Source organism: Methylobacillus gramineus, from assembly GCF_020532675.1.
Lineage (GTDB): Bacteria > Pseudomonadota > Gammaproteobacteria > Burkholderiales > Methylophilaceae > Methylobacillus > Methylobacillus gramineus.
Map to the genome: position 1 here is coordinate 565,135 of NZ_JAJAVE010000001.1, position 15,369 is coordinate 580,503.

General features: G+C 51.0%; 14 protein-coding genes. 12 read left to right on the plus strand and 2 right to left on the minus strand.

What is annotated here, in order from left to right; genetic code table 11:
- Positions 1-8: 8 nt before the first annotated feature.
- A complete protein-coding gene (locus tag LG201_RS02650) occupies positions 9-1,424 on the minus strand; it encodes a DEAD/DEAH box helicase (RefSeq protein WP_226770625.1) in 1,416 nt (471 codons plus the stop codon).
- A 352-nt stretch (positions 1,425-1,776) separates the two neighbouring features.
- On the opposite strand from LG201_RS02650, the gene typA reads away from it, so the two are divergent.
- The 8 genes from typA (at position 1,777) to LG201_RS02690 (ending at position 10,534) form a co-directional block, all read left to right on the plus strand.
- Positions 1,777-3,582, plus strand: coding sequence for a translational GTPase TypA (gene typA / locus LG201_RS02655; RefSeq protein WP_226770626.1), 1,806 nt, complete (start codon positions 1,777-1,779; stop codon positions 3,580-3,582).
- A gap of 278 nt (positions 3,583-3,860) precedes the next feature.
- Complete coding sequence (locus LG201_RS02660) at positions 3,861-5,582, plus strand: tetratricopeptide repeat protein (protein WP_226770627.1); 1,722 nt, start codon at positions 3,861-3,863, stop codon at positions 5,580-5,582.
- Between the two features lie 133 nt (positions 5,583-5,715).
- The gene (locus LG201_RS02665) at positions 5,716-7,044 is read left to right on the plus strand and encodes a DNA recombination protein RmuC (RefSeq protein WP_226770628.1); all 1,329 of its coding nucleotides are present in this window, start codon (positions 5,716-5,718) and stop codon (positions 7,042-7,044) included.
- Positions 7,041-7,223, plus strand: coding sequence for a hypothetical protein (locus LG201_RS02670; protein WP_226770629.1), 183 nt, complete (start codon positions 7,041-7,043; stop codon positions 7,221-7,223). Before LG201_RS02665 ends, LG201_RS02670 begins: the two co-directional genes overlap by 4 nt.
- Positions 7,220-7,471 carry a molybdopterin converting factor subunit 1 gene (gene moaD / locus LG201_RS02675; protein ID WP_226770630.1) on the plus strand — a complete coding sequence of 84 codons (252 nt, stop codon included), beginning with the start codon at positions 7,220-7,222 and terminating at the stop codon, positions 7,469-7,471. Before LG201_RS02670 ends, moaD begins: the two co-directional genes overlap by 4 nt.
- Position 7,472: 1 nt before the next feature.
- Positions 7,473-7,925, plus strand: coding sequence for a molybdopterin synthase catalytic subunit MoaE (moaE, locus tag LG201_RS02680; protein ID WP_226770631.1), 453 nt, complete (start codon positions 7,473-7,475; stop codon positions 7,923-7,925).
- Between the two features lie 66 nt (positions 7,926-7,991).
- Entirely contained in the window at positions 7,992-10,142 is a 2,151-nt protein-coding gene (locus tag LG201_RS02685) for a Lon protease family protein (protein WP_226770632.1), read from the plus strand.
- Complete coding sequence (locus LG201_RS02690; protein WP_226770633.1) at positions 10,139-10,534, plus strand: RNA-binding S4 domain-containing protein; 396 nt, start codon at positions 10,139-10,141, stop codon at positions 10,532-10,534. The genes LG201_RS02685 and LG201_RS02690 overlap by 4 nt, the downstream gene beginning before the upstream one ends.
- A gap of 167 nt (positions 10,535-10,701) precedes the next feature.
- Here the strand turns inward: LG201_RS02690 and LG201_RS02695 are convergent, their stop codons facing one another.
- A complete protein-coding gene (locus tag LG201_RS02695) occupies positions 10,702-11,400 on the minus strand; it encodes an SDR family oxidoreductase (RefSeq protein ID WP_226770634.1) in 699 nt (232 codons plus the stop codon).
- Positions 11,401-11,529: 129 nt separating this feature from the next.
- Between LG201_RS02695 and LG201_RS02700 the strand changes: the two genes are divergently transcribed.
- From LG201_RS02700 to LG201_RS02715, 4 genes are read left to right on the plus strand one after another with little or no spacing between them, the layout of a single operon-like run.
- A complete protein-coding gene (locus tag LG201_RS02700) occupies positions 11,530-11,871 on the plus strand; it encodes a MarR family EPS-associated transcriptional regulator (RefSeq protein WP_226770635.1) in 342 nt (113 codons plus the stop codon).
- Complete coding sequence (locus tag LG201_RS02705) at positions 11,868-13,277, plus strand: mannose-1-phosphate guanylyltransferase/mannose-6-phosphate isomerase (protein WP_226770636.1); 1,410 nt, start codon at positions 11,868-11,870, stop codon at positions 13,275-13,277. Before LG201_RS02700 ends, LG201_RS02705 begins: the two co-directional genes overlap by 4 nt.
- Entirely contained in the window at positions 13,278-14,363 is a 1,086-nt protein-coding gene (gene gmd / locus LG201_RS02710; protein ID WP_226770637.1) for a GDP-mannose 4,6-dehydratase, read from the plus strand.
- Between the two features lie 12 nt (positions 14,364-14,375).
- Entirely contained in the window at positions 14,376-15,356 is a 981-nt protein-coding gene (locus LG201_RS02715; RefSeq protein ID WP_226770638.1) for a GDP-L-fucose synthase family protein, read from the plus strand.
- Positions 15,357-15,369: the final 13 nt, after the last annotated feature.

Here is a 15,369-nt window from a genome sequence, read left to right on the forward strand (position 1 = left end):
AAGATTAATTAAGCAAAGCTGCGTGGGCGGCGTGCTGGGCGGTCACCATCATGGCGCTTGGGGGCGCCAAATTTGTCACCACCACGATTGGCTTCACCGCGAGGAGCATCGCCACGACCACTAGCAGCACGGTCACCGAAAGTACGGCCTTCTGGACGTGCACTGTTGTTGTCGCGATTACCGGCATAGCCTTGACCACGAGGCTTGAAGCCGCCTGCATTGCCACCAGGACGTTGGCCTGGACGGCTGCTGCGTGGCTTGTCAGCGCGATCAGTACGTGGTGCAGGACGCTTAGGCTCGAGGCCTTCAATCACGGAGATTTCAAGACGCTGGCCTGTGTACTGCTCGATCTTGCGCAGTTGATGGCGATCAATGTGGGAAGCAAATGACAAGGCAACGCCTGTGTTGCCAGCACGGCCTGTACGGCCGATGCGGTGCACATAATCCTCAGCAAACTTCGGCAGATCGTAGTTGATGACGTGAGTGATGCCATGCACGTCGATACCACGCGCAGCCACGTCAGTAGCCACCAGGATACGCACATCACCGTGACGCAGCTTGGTCAGGGTGCGGTTACGTGCACCTTGAGTCATGTCGCCATGCAGGGCAGCAGATTTGTGGCCGGCTGCGTACAAGTCTTCAGCCAGCAAGTCAGCGTGACGCTTGGTTGATGTAAATACAATCGCCTGATTCACTTCAGGAGCAATTAGCAAGTGCTCCAGCAGCTTGTTCTTGTGTGCCATGTCATCTACAAACAACAATTTCTGTTCGATGTTGGCATGTTTTTCTTTTTGCGCTGCAATCTGGATGCTCTTTGGATTCTTCAGCAGCGTCTTGGCGATACTGGCGATCTGACCTTCAAACGTGGCTGAGAACATCAATGTTTGGCGCTCGCTTGGCAAGGCAGCTGAAATGCGCTCGATATCCGGCATGAAACCCATGTCCAGCATACGGTCGGCTTCATCCAGAATCAGCATTTGCAGGCGGGACATATCAATACGACCGCGTTCCATGTGATCCAGCAAGCGACCTGGAGTGGCTACCAGGATGTCCAAAGGCTGGGACAGCAACTTGTTTTGCAGTGGGTAAGGCATACCGCCTACGATACTGACAGTGCGTGCGCGCAGGAATTTACCGTACTTGCGGGCGGCTTCGTTCACCTGTGCAGCAAGTTCACGGGTTGGTGTCAATACCAGAATACGTGGTCCACGACTCTTGGCTGGATGTGGAGTGGCCAGCAGGTCCAGGGCTGGCAGGATAAATGCGGCAGTTTTGCCGGTACCGGTTTGAGCGGAGGCCATCAAGTCATGGCCAGCCAGTACTTCAGGAATCGCCTGAGCCTGGATAGGAGTTGGGGTGTTATAACCTGCCTCAGCTAAAGCACGCATGATGGCAGGATTTAAATTCAAGCTTTCAAAAGACACAAAATTCCCTTTCAAGGAAAAACAAAGGAGTCCTGATCAAGACCCCAAAAGGGCGCAAGCAGACGCAACGATAGTGCCTTTATCAGGCAAATATCAGGCGCAATATACTAAGAGTAAATTAGCATTCTTACCGGCGCACGGGCATAGCCACTAACCGGTAACAAAAGCAAGAGAGCCGCAAAAATTACATCGGGCTTCGAGAGGCTAGGGCGATGAATCATCAATCCGTAAATGAATTGAATCAGCCGCGCAGTATATAGGTTGTCCTTAATTTGTCAAAGGTTTTATGCAAGGGTTTAACAAAGACTGTGTTAAAATCGCGCACTTTTTCGCAATTACTAGAGAATCACACATGTCGCGCGCCCTCCGTAATATCGCCATTATCGCTCACGTCGATCATGGCAAAACCACCATGGTGGATAAACTTCTTCAGCAGGCTGGTACTTTTGCCGCTCACCAACAGGTGACGGAACGTGTCATGGACTCTGGTGATATTGAAAAAGAACGTGGTATCACGATCTTGGCAAAAAACACTGCCGTCAATTATGAAGGTACACATATTAATATCGTGGATACACCAGGACACGCCGACTTCGGTGGTGAGGTAGAGCGCGTATTAGGTATGGTAGATGGCGTGGTGTTGCTGGTAGATGCGGTTGAAGGCCCGATGCCACAAACCCGTTTCGTCACCAAGAAGGCACTTGCGCTTGGTCTGCGTCCTATCGTGGTGATCAACAAGGTCGACCGTCCAGGTGCCCGTATTGACTGGGTAATTAACCAGACGTTTGATTTGTTTGCCAATCTGGGTGCGACCGATGAACAGCTGGATTTCCCGGTTGTGTATGCTTCTGCGCTGAATGGTTATGCCACATTGGATATCAACCAGGCTTCCGACAATATGCGGCCACTGTTTGATACCGTGCTGAGCCATGTTGCATCGCCAGAAGGTGATAGCAATGCGCCGTTGCAATTGCAGATTTCCGCGTTGGATTACTCTACTTATACAGGTCGTCTGGGTATTGGCCGTGTGCGTAATGGTCGTATCAAGCCAGGCCAGGTAGTGGCTGTATTAAAAGGTGATGAGCAATTAGGTCAGGGCCGTATCAACCAGGTGCTGGGCTTCCAGGGCCTTGAGCGTGTGGCGGTTGAGGAGGCTGAGGCTGGCGATATCGTGATTATTTCAGGTATCGAGGAAATCGGTATCGGTGTGACGGTGGCTGATCGTGAAAACCCGATTGGTTTGCCTATTCTGGGTGTGGATGAACCTACCCTGACCATGGACTTTATGGTGAATACTTCACCGCTGGCAGGCACTGAGGGCAAGTTTGTAACCAGCCGCCAGATTCGTGACCGCTTGACCAAGGAGCTGCTGATCAACGTGGCGCTGCGTGTTGAAGATACGGTGGATGCTGATGTGTTCCGTGTTTCTGGCCGTGGTGAGTTGCACCTGACCATCCTGCTGGAAAACATGCGTCGTGAAGGCTATGAGATTGCCGTTGGTAAGCCGCGCGTGGTTTACAAGGATGTCGATGGCCAGAAGTGCGAGCCTTATGAAATCCTCACAGTGGATCTGGAGGATGACTGCCAGGGCAGCGTGATGGAGGAGTTGGGTCGTCGTCGTGGCGAGCTGCAGAATATGGAGTCTGATGGTAACGGACGTACCCGCCTTGAGTACAAGATCCCGGCACGTGGCCTGATTGGTTTCCAGAGCGAGTTTCTGACCATGACCCGCGGTACAGGTCTGATGGCTCATATTTTTGATGAGTATGCTCCCGTGAAGGCAGATATGCCTGGTCGTCGTAACGGCGTGCTGATTTCCTCAGAACAGGGTGAGGCTGTGGCCTATGCGTTGTGGAAGCTGCAAGACCGTGGTCGTATGTTCGCAGTCCCTGGTGACAAGTTGTACGAAGGCATGATTATCGGTATTCATAGCCGTGATAATGACTTGGTAGTTAACCCAATCAAGGGCAAGCAGCTGACCAACGTGCGTGCATCCGGTACTGATGAAGCCGTGCGTTTGATTCCACCAGTTCAGATCACGCTGGAGTCTGCGGTTGAGTTTATTGACGATGATGAGATTGTGGAAATTACGCCCAAAAACATCCGTATCCGCAAGCGTTACCTGCTAGAGCATGAGCGCAAGAGATCTTCCAAGTAATTTTGCCATTGAGTAGTATGCATTGAACAAAACCCCGGCCTGCCGGGGTTTTGTCTTTTCAGGCTGGTCTATTCGTTCTTGTCCATTACTTCTCAAGTCTTGAGCCATTCCTTGCTAGTCACATCTTTTTCTTATCCATGCTTGCCAATAGCGTAATCCTTATGCAGAATGGCTATTAATATACAGTGTGGTATATAGCCCGCACCCTCCAAAGGGAACGGTTTTGCAATAGCAGCCGATAGAGTTGCATTGCATATAATGGACTATGGGGATGTGGTATGAAGCAAGGTGTGCAAACGACCAGGCAGCCTGGTCAAAGTGATATACACGCGCTATTCAATCTATACAATACTGGTCAGTTATATCAGGCCGAGGTTAAGGCACGTGATTTGCTCAAGCAGTATCCAAGTGCATTGGTGGTGTATAACGTGCTGGGTGTCTCGCTGGAAGGGCAAAAGAAATTTGAAGATGCTGTACAGGCTTATCGCAAGGCTTTGGCTATCAATCCTTCTATTTCTGAAATGCATTTCAACCTGGGAGCGGTGCTGTCACAGCTGGGGCGCGATGATGAGGCGATCACGTCTTATCAGCGTGCCATTGCCATTAGCCCGGGGTTGGCGGTCGCGCATTTCAATTTGGCGACATTGCTGCAAACACGGCTATTGTTGGATGAGGCAATCCAGCATTACCGTCAAGCGGTAGGAATAGAGCCTGGGTTTTATGAGGCCTATGGCAGCCTGGGAACGGCTTTGCAACAGCAAGGCCATCTGGATGACGCCATTGCCTGTTATCGGCAGGCGCTGGCAATCTCCGATCATGCATTAGGGCATTTCAACCTGGCGACGGCATTGCGTGATCATGGCGGGCTGGAGCAGGCCATCGCACATTACCGTCAGGCGATTGTTTTGCAGCCCCGCTATGCGGATGCTTATAACAACATGGGGGAAGTGTTCCGAGATCAGGGCGATATGCAGCAGGCAGTGACTTGTTACCAGCAGGCCCTGTTGATAACGCCTGGTCATCAAGCTGCTGCGTTTAACATGGCCCAGTTTCTTTATGATGCCCATCGCTTCGAAGAGGCGATCCCCTATTTTGAGCAGTCGCGTCAAGAGGATTGGCAGGAACGCATACTCTATTGTCTTTATAAATCAGGGCAGTATCCACAATTTCAGCAGCGTTTACAGGTGCTTGTGGCGCAAGGTGAGCATGTGTCGCCATTTCTGGCAACGCTGTCAGCGCACTATGCGACCAATTTCAATGTGGCAGATCCTTATCGGTTTTGTAAAACCCCCATGGAGTTTGTTTTTCACCGCAGCATCGCACCCTTGGCTGAGCATAACAGTGCCTTGTTAACGGCCTTGCTGCATGACATCAATCTCACTGAAATTGCTGAGCGCAAGCAGGGGCGGCTCTATCATGGCATGCAATCTGCGGGTAATCTGTTTAAGCGTCAGGAACAATCATTCAAGACCTTGTCTGCATTGATACGCCAGCAGGTTCAGGAGTATCAGCAACATTTTGCCGATAAAGACTGCGATCTGATGCGACATTTCCCCCAAGAGGTTGAGTTTACCAGTTCGTGGTATGTGAGGATGCGCCAGGGTGGACATTTGACTTCGCATATTCATGAGATAGGCTGGCTCAGTGGCTGCGTGTACTTAGCACTGCCCAAACAGGCGGTGGGTAGCAATGATGGCAGCATAGAGTTCAGCACGCATGGGGATGAGTACCCCAAAATGCACGATCATTTTCCGGCGAGGGCTATTGCCCCTGCGGTTGGGGATATCGTGTTGTTTCCCTCATCATTGTTTCACCGCACCATTCCATTTCACTCGGATGAAGAGCGCATCTGCATTGCTTTTGATATCAAGCCTGCAGTCAAGTTTGCTAAAGATATGCTGAGTTTTAATAGCATGAAGATCATGTTGTTGGGCTGCGTTAATGTGCTAGTTACCGAGTTTGCCGAGGTGGCTGCCTGGTCATTACGCGGTATGGTTTGATGGTTTGCTTTGGTTGCCCTGGACCTTGTTTTCCCTGATCTGGTCCAGGGTTGCCGTTTTTAGCGCTTAAGGCCGGATTTCTCTTGCTCGATTGAGCGGCTGTGACTGAAGGATGCGTTATAATTTCATCCTTATGACAGACACCCTTATCCTCCTTTTCTCGATAGCTTCCTTGCTGGTTTTGCTCTGGCTGGCTTACAAGCAAGGCAACTCCAAGGACGCCAGTCAGCAATTGCTGCAGCAGTTGGAAGAAAAACATCGCGAGATGCTGCGAGATCTGCATGATGGCCTCAATAAGTTGGGCGATCGCCTGAATAATGCTTCCAGTGATCAAGCAGAACGCCTGCGTGCGGCCGTTGGCCAAGAGCTGCAACAGACACGGGATGCAATGAAAACCCTGCAGCTTTCCCAAACTGAAAGCCTGGCACAGACGCGCGAAACTGTACTTGAGCGGTTGCATACCACCCTTGCGGAACAAGGCAAGGCTGAGCAATCGTTGATTCAGGACACCATGCTCAAGGCCACCACTCAATTGACGACCAGCATAGAAACCTTGACCAAGACCGTGGATGGCCGTCTGGAGCAGATCGGCGGCAAAGTGTCCGAACGCCTGGATGAAGGTTTCAAGAAAACGAACGATACCTTTGTTCGTGTCATGGAGCGCCTGGCGACCATTGATGAGGCGCAAAAGAAGATAGATGGACTCACCATGAATGTAGTGAGTTTGCAGGAGCTGCTGGGAGACAAGCGTTCACGTGGAGCTTTTGGTGAGGTGCAGTTAGAGGCCTTGGTGCGCAATGTGATGCCGGTGACTTCCTATGCCATGCAGCATGTGTTGAGTAACGGTACGCGGGTAGACTGTGCTTTGTTCTTGCCTGATCCGACTGGCACGGTTGCGGTGGACTCCAAGTTTCCGTTGGAAAACTACCATCGCATGCTGGAGCGTGAAGTCAGTGAAGTAGAGCGTCTCAGCGCGCAACGCCAGTTCAAGGCCGATGTCAAAAAGCACGTAGATGATATCGCCAGCAAGTACATCATTCCCAATGTCACTTCAGACGGTGCAGTGATGTTTATCCCGGCCGAGGCTGTATTTGCCGAGATTCATGCCTATCACCCGGATATTGTGGATTACGCCATGAGTCGCAGGGTGTGGGTGGTATCGCCCACCACGCTGATGGCTGTGTTGAATACTGCACGAGCCGTGCTCAAGGATGTGGAAACACGTAAGCAGGTGCATATCATCAAAGATGAGCTGGGCAAGCTCGGCAAAGAGTTCTCGCGTTTTGATGTTCGCATGAAGAAGCTGGCGGATCATATACGGCAGGCGCATGAGGATGCCCTGGATGTACATACGACTAGCCAGAAGATTTCGCGCCGTTTTGCGCAGATTGAACGCGTGGAGCTTGAGGGCGAGGCGGAAGCCAGCCTGGCAATACCAGATAACGATATAGAGGATGAATGATGAGTGAAGAACAAGGCTTGATAATGTTGGTGCAGCAATATGCATCCAAATTCGGTATTACCTTCAGTTCCAGCCTGATGGACAATGAGCAGCACAAAGCCAGATTATTGATGTTGATGGCAGAGGCGATCAGCGGTAAGCGTGGCCCGGTGACTGATGAGGATGTCACTAGCGCATGATACAACTGCTGTATTTTGCCAGCTTGCGTGAGGCTTTGGGTATTGAGGGTGAGGCATTACCTTTACCTGAAGTACTCAATATTTCGGCGCTGATGGCATTGCTGGCAGCGCGAGGTGGCGCCTGGCAAGAACAGTTTGCAGGTACGCGCCCGCTGCGGGCCGCTATCAACCAAGCACTGGTTGCCAATAGTGCACTGGTGCAAGCTGGTGATGAAGTCGCCTTTTTCCCTCCGGTGACTGGCGGCTGACATGACAGTAAGCGTGCAGCAGGCAGATTTTGATGCAGGCGAAGAAATCCGTCGCTTGCGATTGGAAAATCCTGAAGCGGGTGCCGTTGTTTCCTTCGTGGGGCAGGTGCGTGACCTGAATCAGGGCGAAGAGGTGGCCAGCCTTACTCTGGAACACTATCCCGGCATGACGGAAAAGTCATTGACGGCGATCATTACCCAGGCCCAACAACGCTGGGCCATACTGGATGTGACCGTGATTCATCGAATTGGCACCTTGCAGCCCATGGACCAGATCGTACTCGTTGCCGTTAGTAGTGCTCACCGAGGTGAAGCTTTTAACGCCTGCGAGTTCATCATGGATTACCTCAAGACCGAAGCACCGTTCTGGAAAAAAGAAACGACATCCAGCGGCGAGCACTGGCTGGCAGCGAGAGATAGCGACCAGTCAGCCAAACAGCGCTGGCATGAATAACAGACGACAAGCCATTGTGCTTGACCTATCCAGCCTTACATTACTTACTTTTAAACTGCCAGCCTGATGCATCATACACTTAGCCCTCAACAACTTACCCGCGAGATTGCTCCGCCAACCCTTGGTTTTAGCGATACCTCTGAATTAGTGGCTGAAGCCCGTGATTCAGCTGGGCAGTGGATAGGCCAGCAACGGGCCGCTGAGGCTGCGCAGTTCGGTCTGCGCATGGCACAGCCGGGATATCACATGCTTGTGATTGGTGAGCCAGGCTCGGGCCGGACTTCATTGTTGCTGCGATTGCTGAGGCAGGCATCAGCAAGTCATGCCGCACCGACGGATCTTGTTTGCCTGTTGAATTTCACTACGCCTGAAAAGCCTTTGCTGCTTCGTTTGGTTGCAGGCAAGGGGGCTGAGCTACGCTTGTTGCTGGAGCAGTTTGTCCGCAGGCAAATCCGGGCAATTCCAGGGCTGGTGCATTCAGAGCGCTTGCCCAAGACGCCACATGCAGATCCATTGGTTCACCCAGACAGCCGGCTCAAGACCTATCTTGAAGAGGAGCTGGCCACCATCAGGCAACAGGTAGCGGCAGACCTATTGCAGCCTCAAGTGTTTGATCATTGGATCCAGCAGTTGGTGCAGGAGGTGGTTGAGAACATGGATGTGTTCATTACGACGGCCAATAGTGATGCAGAGGGTATGCAGGAAGCCTTTCTGAGCCGGTTTCGTGCCAATCTGCTGGTGAATAATGGCGATGTGCAGGGCGCCCCAGTGATTTATGACGATGATCCGGGTTATCAAACCCTGTTTGGTGGAATTGAGAGTGCGGGTGAGCAGGGGCATGTGCCAGACTTTATGCGCCTTAAAGCCGGTAATATCCTGCGTGCTGATGGCGGCTGCCTGGTGTTGCACCTGGAGGATATTCTCCAGGACCAGCAAGGCTCGCATCCATTACTCGATAAACTTGGCCGCGTGCTGCGCAACCGCAAAGTGCAAATTGAGGATTCTGGTAGTGGTGCTGGACAAGGCACATTAAGCTCTTTGCTACCTGATGCACTGCCTGTAGATTTCAAGCTGATCCTGATTGCCAGTCGAGAAGACTATTACCATCTGCATGAAGAGCATCCCGAATTTCTTGAACATTTCCGCATTAAAATTGATTTTGCCGAGAGTGTAACCGCTACGCCAGCAATCTATCGGCAACTGGCATGCCATATTGCCCAGGTAAGCGATGAAAACCGCTTGCCCCATTTCACGGCAGCGGCAGTGGCCCGCCTGTTACAAACCATGCATGGCTGGGCAGAAGATCAGATGCGTCTCAGCTTGAATATAGGCGCATTGCATCCATTGATACTGGAAAGCGCTGCCTTTGCATCACCTAACCAGTTGGTTGGACTTGCTGAAGTGGATACTGCCATCAATACCGCGCGCAGCCGTCATGATTATGCTGAACAGCAAATCCGCGAGTCCATCCTAGATGGTGAGCTGATGATACAAGTGCAGGGCCGCGAAGTGGGGCAGATCAATGGCTTGACCCATATTGATATGGGTGATGTGGCATTTGGCTCACCAGTCCGCATCTCTGCACGTTGTTATCCTGGGCGGGATGGCATTATCAATATTGACCGTGAAGTCGAGATGACAGGCCCGCAGCATGATAAAGGCCTTTTCATCATGCAAAGCTGGCTGGCGGCCAATTTTGCCAACCTGGCCCCACTTTCACTCAATGCTTCGATTGTGTTTGAGCAGGAATATCATGGCGTGGAAGGCGACTCAGCCTCGTGTGCCGAACTTTATGCCTTGCTTTCCACCTTGTCTGGCCTGCCCTTGCCACAAGGGGTGGCGGTGACTGGCGCGCTTAACCAGCATGGTGAGGTACTCCCCATCGGCGGTATCAATGAAAAAATTGAAGGCCATTTCCGCCTGTGCGAAAAATTTGGCTTGGATGGCAAGCAGGGGGTGTTGGTACCCGCTCGAAATTTGAGACATCTGCTACTCAGTGATGATGTGATCAACGCGGTTGAGCAAAAACTTTTTCATATCCATGCGATTGATTATGTGCTGGAAGGCATTGAATACCTCACTGGCATGCCAGTCGGTAGTCTGGATGAGCTGGGAGATTACCGTCCTGACACGGTGCTTGGTCGTGTACAACGTACGCTGGAAAGCTACCGCACTATCTATAAGGCCAATCGCAGCTTGCGTCAGGAATCGCAATGAGTGATGCCGAAGGCAAATGTCGACTGGATAAATGGCTATGGGCTGCGCGTTTCTTCAAGACGCGTAGCCTGGCAACAGATGCGATTGAGAGTGGCAAAATCCATGTGGATGGTGATCGGGTAAAGCCAGCCAAGGAAGTACGCCTTGGTCAAGTGATTCATATCAGGCGCAAGGAGCTGGAAATGCATGTGGTGGTACGCGGCCTGTCCATTCAGCGCCGTGGCGCGCCAGAGGCCGCCTTGCTATTTGAAGAAACGCCAGAAAGCCTGGCGAAGCGTGAAAACCTTGCTGTCACAAGGGAAGCTGATCATGCTCGCCGAGACCGTGGCTTGGGCAGGCCTACCAAACGGCAACAGCGCGATATCAAAAAGTTTACCGGGATAGACTGGTAGCAGCTCGTTGTTTTGTGTGTATGACAGCTAAAACAATGTCAGCGTTATTGCCAGGCTTTGAGTTGAGAATAATATCGTCTGCATACTCAAGGTGCGCTGGTTGAGTCCCATTTCCGGGATCAACCTGAAGCGCTACTGACTTATTTCAGCAAATAACTCGCTGATGATTACCAGGGAATTTCCTGTCCATCATAGGCGTAAAATTTGCCTGCATCAGCCAGGGTGACTTGATCGATTACCTTGCGTAAACCGCTAATACTCTGTTGCGTATTAATCAAAGCATTGGGGCCGCCCATGTCAGTCAGCACCCAGCCAGGGTGTAGCACAATAGCGGTAATGCCTTGTTTGGCAAGATCCACCGACAAACTCCTGGTAATCATATTCAATGCGGTTTTGGTGGAGCGGTACATATAACTGCCGCCACTCGTATTGTCCGTAATACTGCCCATCTTGCTGGTCATATTGGCCAGCTTCTTGAGTTGGCCCTTGGCGAGATGAGGCGTAAATGCTTGTGCAACCTTGAATGGGGCCAGACTGTTGATGCGGAATGCCTCCATCCAGGCATCATAATCAGCATCACCGAATACCTCGGTGCTGCTGTCAGGGTAAACCCCGGCATTATTGATTAATACATCAATAGGTTGATCAGCCAGTGATGCAGCAAGCTCATCTACCTGATAGAAATTTCCCACATTCAATTTATGTACACTGACCAAGTCCTTAAAGCGGGTGGCCAGTTGCAGTAATTCCTCTGCATCCTCAGGGCTGCGACAGCATGCCAGCACGTTCCAGCCAGCCTCCGCATATTGTTTGGTGAACTCCAGACCAAGGCCGCGATTGGCACCAGTGATCAGTACAATTGGCATATTCAACATTCCTTATGAGATGAATTTCAAGGATAACACTTAGCTCGGGAAATTATCAGGCTTGAAGCAGGGCGAAAGTTTTTGTAAACTGCGTTCACTATTTGAACGCATGATGGTTAAATCGCATTAATGCTCACCGACGAATACCGCTACAAGATACTCAAACTGGTTCAGGAAAAACCTGAGATCAGTCAGCGAGAGCTCGCTAAGGCTTTGGGCATCAGTCTGGGTAAAACCAACTTCTGTCTTAAAGGATTGGTTGATGTGGGCTTGCTCAAGGTGTCCAATTTCCGCAATAGCCAGAACAAGCTGGCGTATATGTATTTGCTGACCCCCAAAGGGATAGAGGAAAAAACAGGTATCACCATGCGATTTCTTAAATACAAGATGCAAGAATACGAAAATCTGCAGGCAGAAATTGAAGAGCTGCGCCGTGCGGCGGAAGAGTCTGTAGAAAAGGAAGTTGAATGAGTGATCGATTCGCCATACTGCTTTGTGGTGGTTCTGGTACCCGGCTCTGGCCGTTGTCACGTACCTTGCGCCCCAAGCAACTGCTGGCGTTGAATGGTAAGCAAACCTTGCTTCAGCAAACCGCGTTGCGTCTTTGCCAGCACGTCCCGGCCAGCAATCTATTCACCGTAACTCATGAAGATCATAAATTTGAGGTGAAAGGCCAGCTTGCCGACATTCTGCCGGACGCCGTCAATGGGGTGATGGCAGAGCCTTGCGCGCGCAATACATTACCCGCTATTGCGTGGGCCGTAAGTCGCATTCATTCTCAATCGCCCAATGCGATCATTGGGGTATTTCCTTCCGATCATGCCATTGATAATGAAGCCGCGTTTTATCAAGCATGGGAAGCCGCAGAGCAGGGTGCAAGTGAGGATTACCTGACGCTGCTTGGCATTTCACCCACTCACCCTGCGACTGGCTATGGTTATATTCAGCCTTCGGATGTTGCCATTGTTAAGCACCATGTATCGGCAGTGCGCAAAGTGGCCAAATTTGTTGAAAAGCCTGATCTGGAAAGGGCGCAAGATTTTGTTGCTTCAGGCTATCTTTGGAATAGCGGAATGTTCGTTTTTCGCGCCAGTGTGTTTATGCAGATGCTGGCGAAACATCAGCCGGAAATAGCCTTTTCCATCAAGAGGCTAGGTACAGAAAATCTAGCTGAAGAGTATGCCAAGCTACCAAATATTTCCATTGATTATGGCTTGGTGGAATTGGCTGAGCAAGTTGCTGTAGTGCCTGCTGATATGGCTTGGAGCGATCTGGGGAGCTGGGATTCTATTTATCAAAAAAATGATAAGAATGCTGATGACAATGTGTGTGAGGGGGATGTCATCAGTATTGATACTCAAAATAGCCTGCTGTGGAATACCCATGGCTTATTGGCAACATTGGGTGTCAGCAATCTCGCCATTATCCAGACTGCGGATGCTACGTTGATTTGTGATCGAAGCCGCACAGAAGATATCAAACAGTTAGTGACCTTGGTGCAAAAGCACAAGCCCGAGCTGACTGAGCTGCATCGTACTGTTCACCGGCCATGGGGTACATATACGGTGTTGGAAGAGGGCATTAACTTTAAGATTAAACGTATCTCTGTCAATCCCGGGGCTAGTCTTTCCATGCAAATGCATCATCATCGTTCTGAGCATTGGGTAGTCGTATCAGGTGTGGCGAAGATTAGCAATGGCGATCAGGAAATGACATTAGAAGAAAATCAATCTACATACATCCCTAAAACCCATCGACACCGATTGGAAAACCTAGGGGATAAGCCACTTCAAATCATTGAGGTGCAATGTGGGGACTACGTTGGCGAGGACGATATCGTCCGTTTTGCAGATACTTATGGAAGGTGTGAGAACTAAATGAGCAAGGTGGCTTTGATTACTGGCGTGACCGGGCAGGATGGGGCTTATCTATCTGAATTGTTGTTAAGCAAGGGCTATATCGTACACGGCATCAAGCGCCGTGCTTCCCTGTTCAACACAGATCGGATCGACCACCTGTATCAAGACCCGCATATTGATAACAAGAACTTTATCCTGCACTACGGCGATCTGACCGATTCCACCAACCTCATTCGCATTATCCAGCAAGTCCAGCCAGACGAGATCTACAACCTGGCCGCCATGAGCCATGTGGCCGTGAGTTTTGAAACGCCAGAATATACTGCCAACGCCGACGGCATTGGCACCTTGCGTATTCTTGAAGCTATCCGCATCCTTGGCCTGGAAAAAAAGACCCGTTTCTACCAGGCCTCCACCTCAGAGCTCTACGGCCTGGTACAAGAAATCCCACAAAAAGAAACCACCCCATTCTATCCACGCAGTCCCTACGCTGTAGCCAAGCTTTACGCCTACTGGATCACCGTCAACTACCGGGAAGCCTACGGCATCTACGCATGCAACGGCGTCCTGTTCAACCATGAAAGTCCGCTACGTGGCGAAACCTTCGTTACCCGCAAGATTACGCGGGCATTGGCAAGGATCAAATTGGGCCTGCAAGATAACCTTTACCTGGGCAACCTGGACTCACTGCGTGACTGGGGCCATGCTAAAGACTACGTTGAAATGCAATGGCTCATGCTGCAACAAGATCACCCAGAAGACTTCGTCATTGCGACCGGTGTCCAATACAGTGTCCGTGACTTCGTCAATGCTGCCGCCAAAGAGCTTGATATTGCGATCACCTGGAAAGGTCAGGGCGTGGATGAGAGAGGTTATGATGCCAGCGGCAAATGCATCGTCGAGGTAGACTCACGCTACTTCCGTCCTACCGAAGTTGAAACCCTCTTGGGTGACCCGAGCAAAGCCAAACAAAAACTCGGCTGGACCCCGAAAACCACCTTCCAGGAGCTCGTCTCTGAAATGGTGCGTGAAGACCTGAAGAGTGCTCAGCGTGACGAACTTGTTAAAAAGCACGGCTTTGCTGCTTATGACTACAACGAATAACAGAGTGCACTAATGGACAAAACCGCACGCATCTACGTGGCAGGGCACAGAGGCCTCGTAGGCTCAGCTATCGTCAAGAACCTTGAGAACGCAGGTTACACCCACCTAATCAAGCGGACGCATGCCGAACTCGATCTCACTGATCTGCAGGCAACAGATGCTTTTTTTGCCGAACACAAGCCGGAATACGTCTTCCTGGCGGCAGCCAAGGTTGGCGGAATCGTGGCCAACAACACCTACCCGGCGGAGTTTATCCGCGACAATCTGGCGATTCAGAACAGCGTCATTCATAGCGCCTGGAAGCATGGGGTTACCCGCCTGCTGTTTCTCGGCTCTAGCTGCATCTACCCCAAGCTGGCACCGCAGCCCATGAAAGAAGAACACCTGCTGACCGGCCCGTTGGAACCAACCAACCGCCCTTACGCATTGGCCAAAATCGCAGGCATCGAAATGTGCTGGAGTTACAACCGCCAGTACGATACCCAATACCTCGCAGCCATGCCCACCAACCTTTACGGCCCCGGTGACAACTACCACCCCGAGAATAGCCACGTCATCCCGGCCCTTCTGCGTAAATTCCACGAAGCCAAGCAGAATAACCAACCCACCGTCACCGTCTGGGGCACAGGTACACCCAAGAGAGAATTCCTCTACAGCGATGATATGGCTGATGCCTGTGTATTCTTGCTGAATCTGCCCGAGGAAAAATTTAATTCTCTGCTGGGAAGCAAGGAGAATGGTACTGATGTTTTTGACCCACCATTAGTCAATATTGGCGTGGGTGCCGATATCTCAATCCAGGAATTAGCCTCGTTGGTAAAACAGGTGGTTGGCTACCAAGGAAAAATTGAGTTTGATAGTTCAAAACCTGATGGCTCGATGCGCAAGCTCATGGATGTTAGCAAGCTAAACAGTTTGGGGTGGACTTACTCCGTTGTGCTTGAAGATGGCTTGAAAAAGGCATATTTGGAATTTATAAAAGAAGAAATCTGAGTTTTATTAATTT

What these genes read in the sequence shown, in the direction of transcription:
- gmd (WP_226770637.1), top strand. Translation starts at nt 13,278, where the DNA reads ATGAGCAAGGTGGCTTTGATTACTGGCGTGACCGGGCAGGATGGGGCT.
- LG201_RS02660 (WP_226770627.1), top strand. Translation starts at nt 3,861, where the DNA reads ATGAAGCAAGGTGTGCAAACGACCAGGCAGCCTGGTCAAAGTGATATA.
- LG201_RS02700 (WP_226770635.1), top strand. Translation starts at nt 11,530, where the DNA reads ATGCTCACCGACGAATACCGCTACAAGATACTCAAACTGGTTCAGGAA.
- typA (WP_226770626.1), top strand. Translation starts at nt 1,777, where the DNA reads ATGTCGCGCGCCCTCCGTAATATCGCCATTATCGCTCACGTCGATCAT.
- LG201_RS02665 (WP_226770628.1), top strand. Translation starts at nt 5,716, where the DNA reads ATGACAGACACCCTTATCCTCCTTTTCTCGATAGCTTCCTTGCTGGTT.
- LG201_RS02670 (WP_226770629.1), top strand. Translation starts at nt 7,041, where the DNA reads ATGATGAGTGAAGAACAAGGCTTGATAATGTTGGTGCAGCAATATGCA.
- LG201_RS02695 (WP_226770634.1), bottom strand. Translation starts at nt 11,400, where the DNA reads ATGCCAATTGTACTGATCACTGGTGCCAATCGCGGCCTTGGTCTGGAG.
- LG201_RS02715 (WP_226770638.1), top strand. Translation starts at nt 14,376, where the DNA reads ATGGACAAAACCGCACGCATCTACGTGGCAGGGCACAGAGGCCTCGTA.
- moaE (WP_226770631.1), top strand. Translation starts at nt 7,473, where the DNA reads ATGACAGTAAGCGTGCAGCAGGCAGATTTTGATGCAGGCGAAGAAATC.
- LG201_RS02705 (WP_226770636.1), top strand. Translation starts at nt 11,868, where the DNA reads ATGAGTGATCGATTCGCCATACTGCTTTGTGGTGGTTCTGGTACCCGG.
- LG201_RS02685 (WP_226770632.1), top strand. Translation starts at nt 7,992, where the DNA reads ATGCATCATACACTTAGCCCTCAACAACTTACCCGCGAGATTGCTCCG.
- LG201_RS02690 (WP_226770633.1), top strand. Translation starts at nt 10,139, where the DNA reads ATGAGTGATGCCGAAGGCAAATGTCGACTGGATAAATGGCTATGGGCT.
- moaD (WP_226770630.1), top strand. Translation starts at nt 7,220, where the DNA reads ATGATACAACTGCTGTATTTTGCCAGCTTGCGTGAGGCTTTGGGTATT.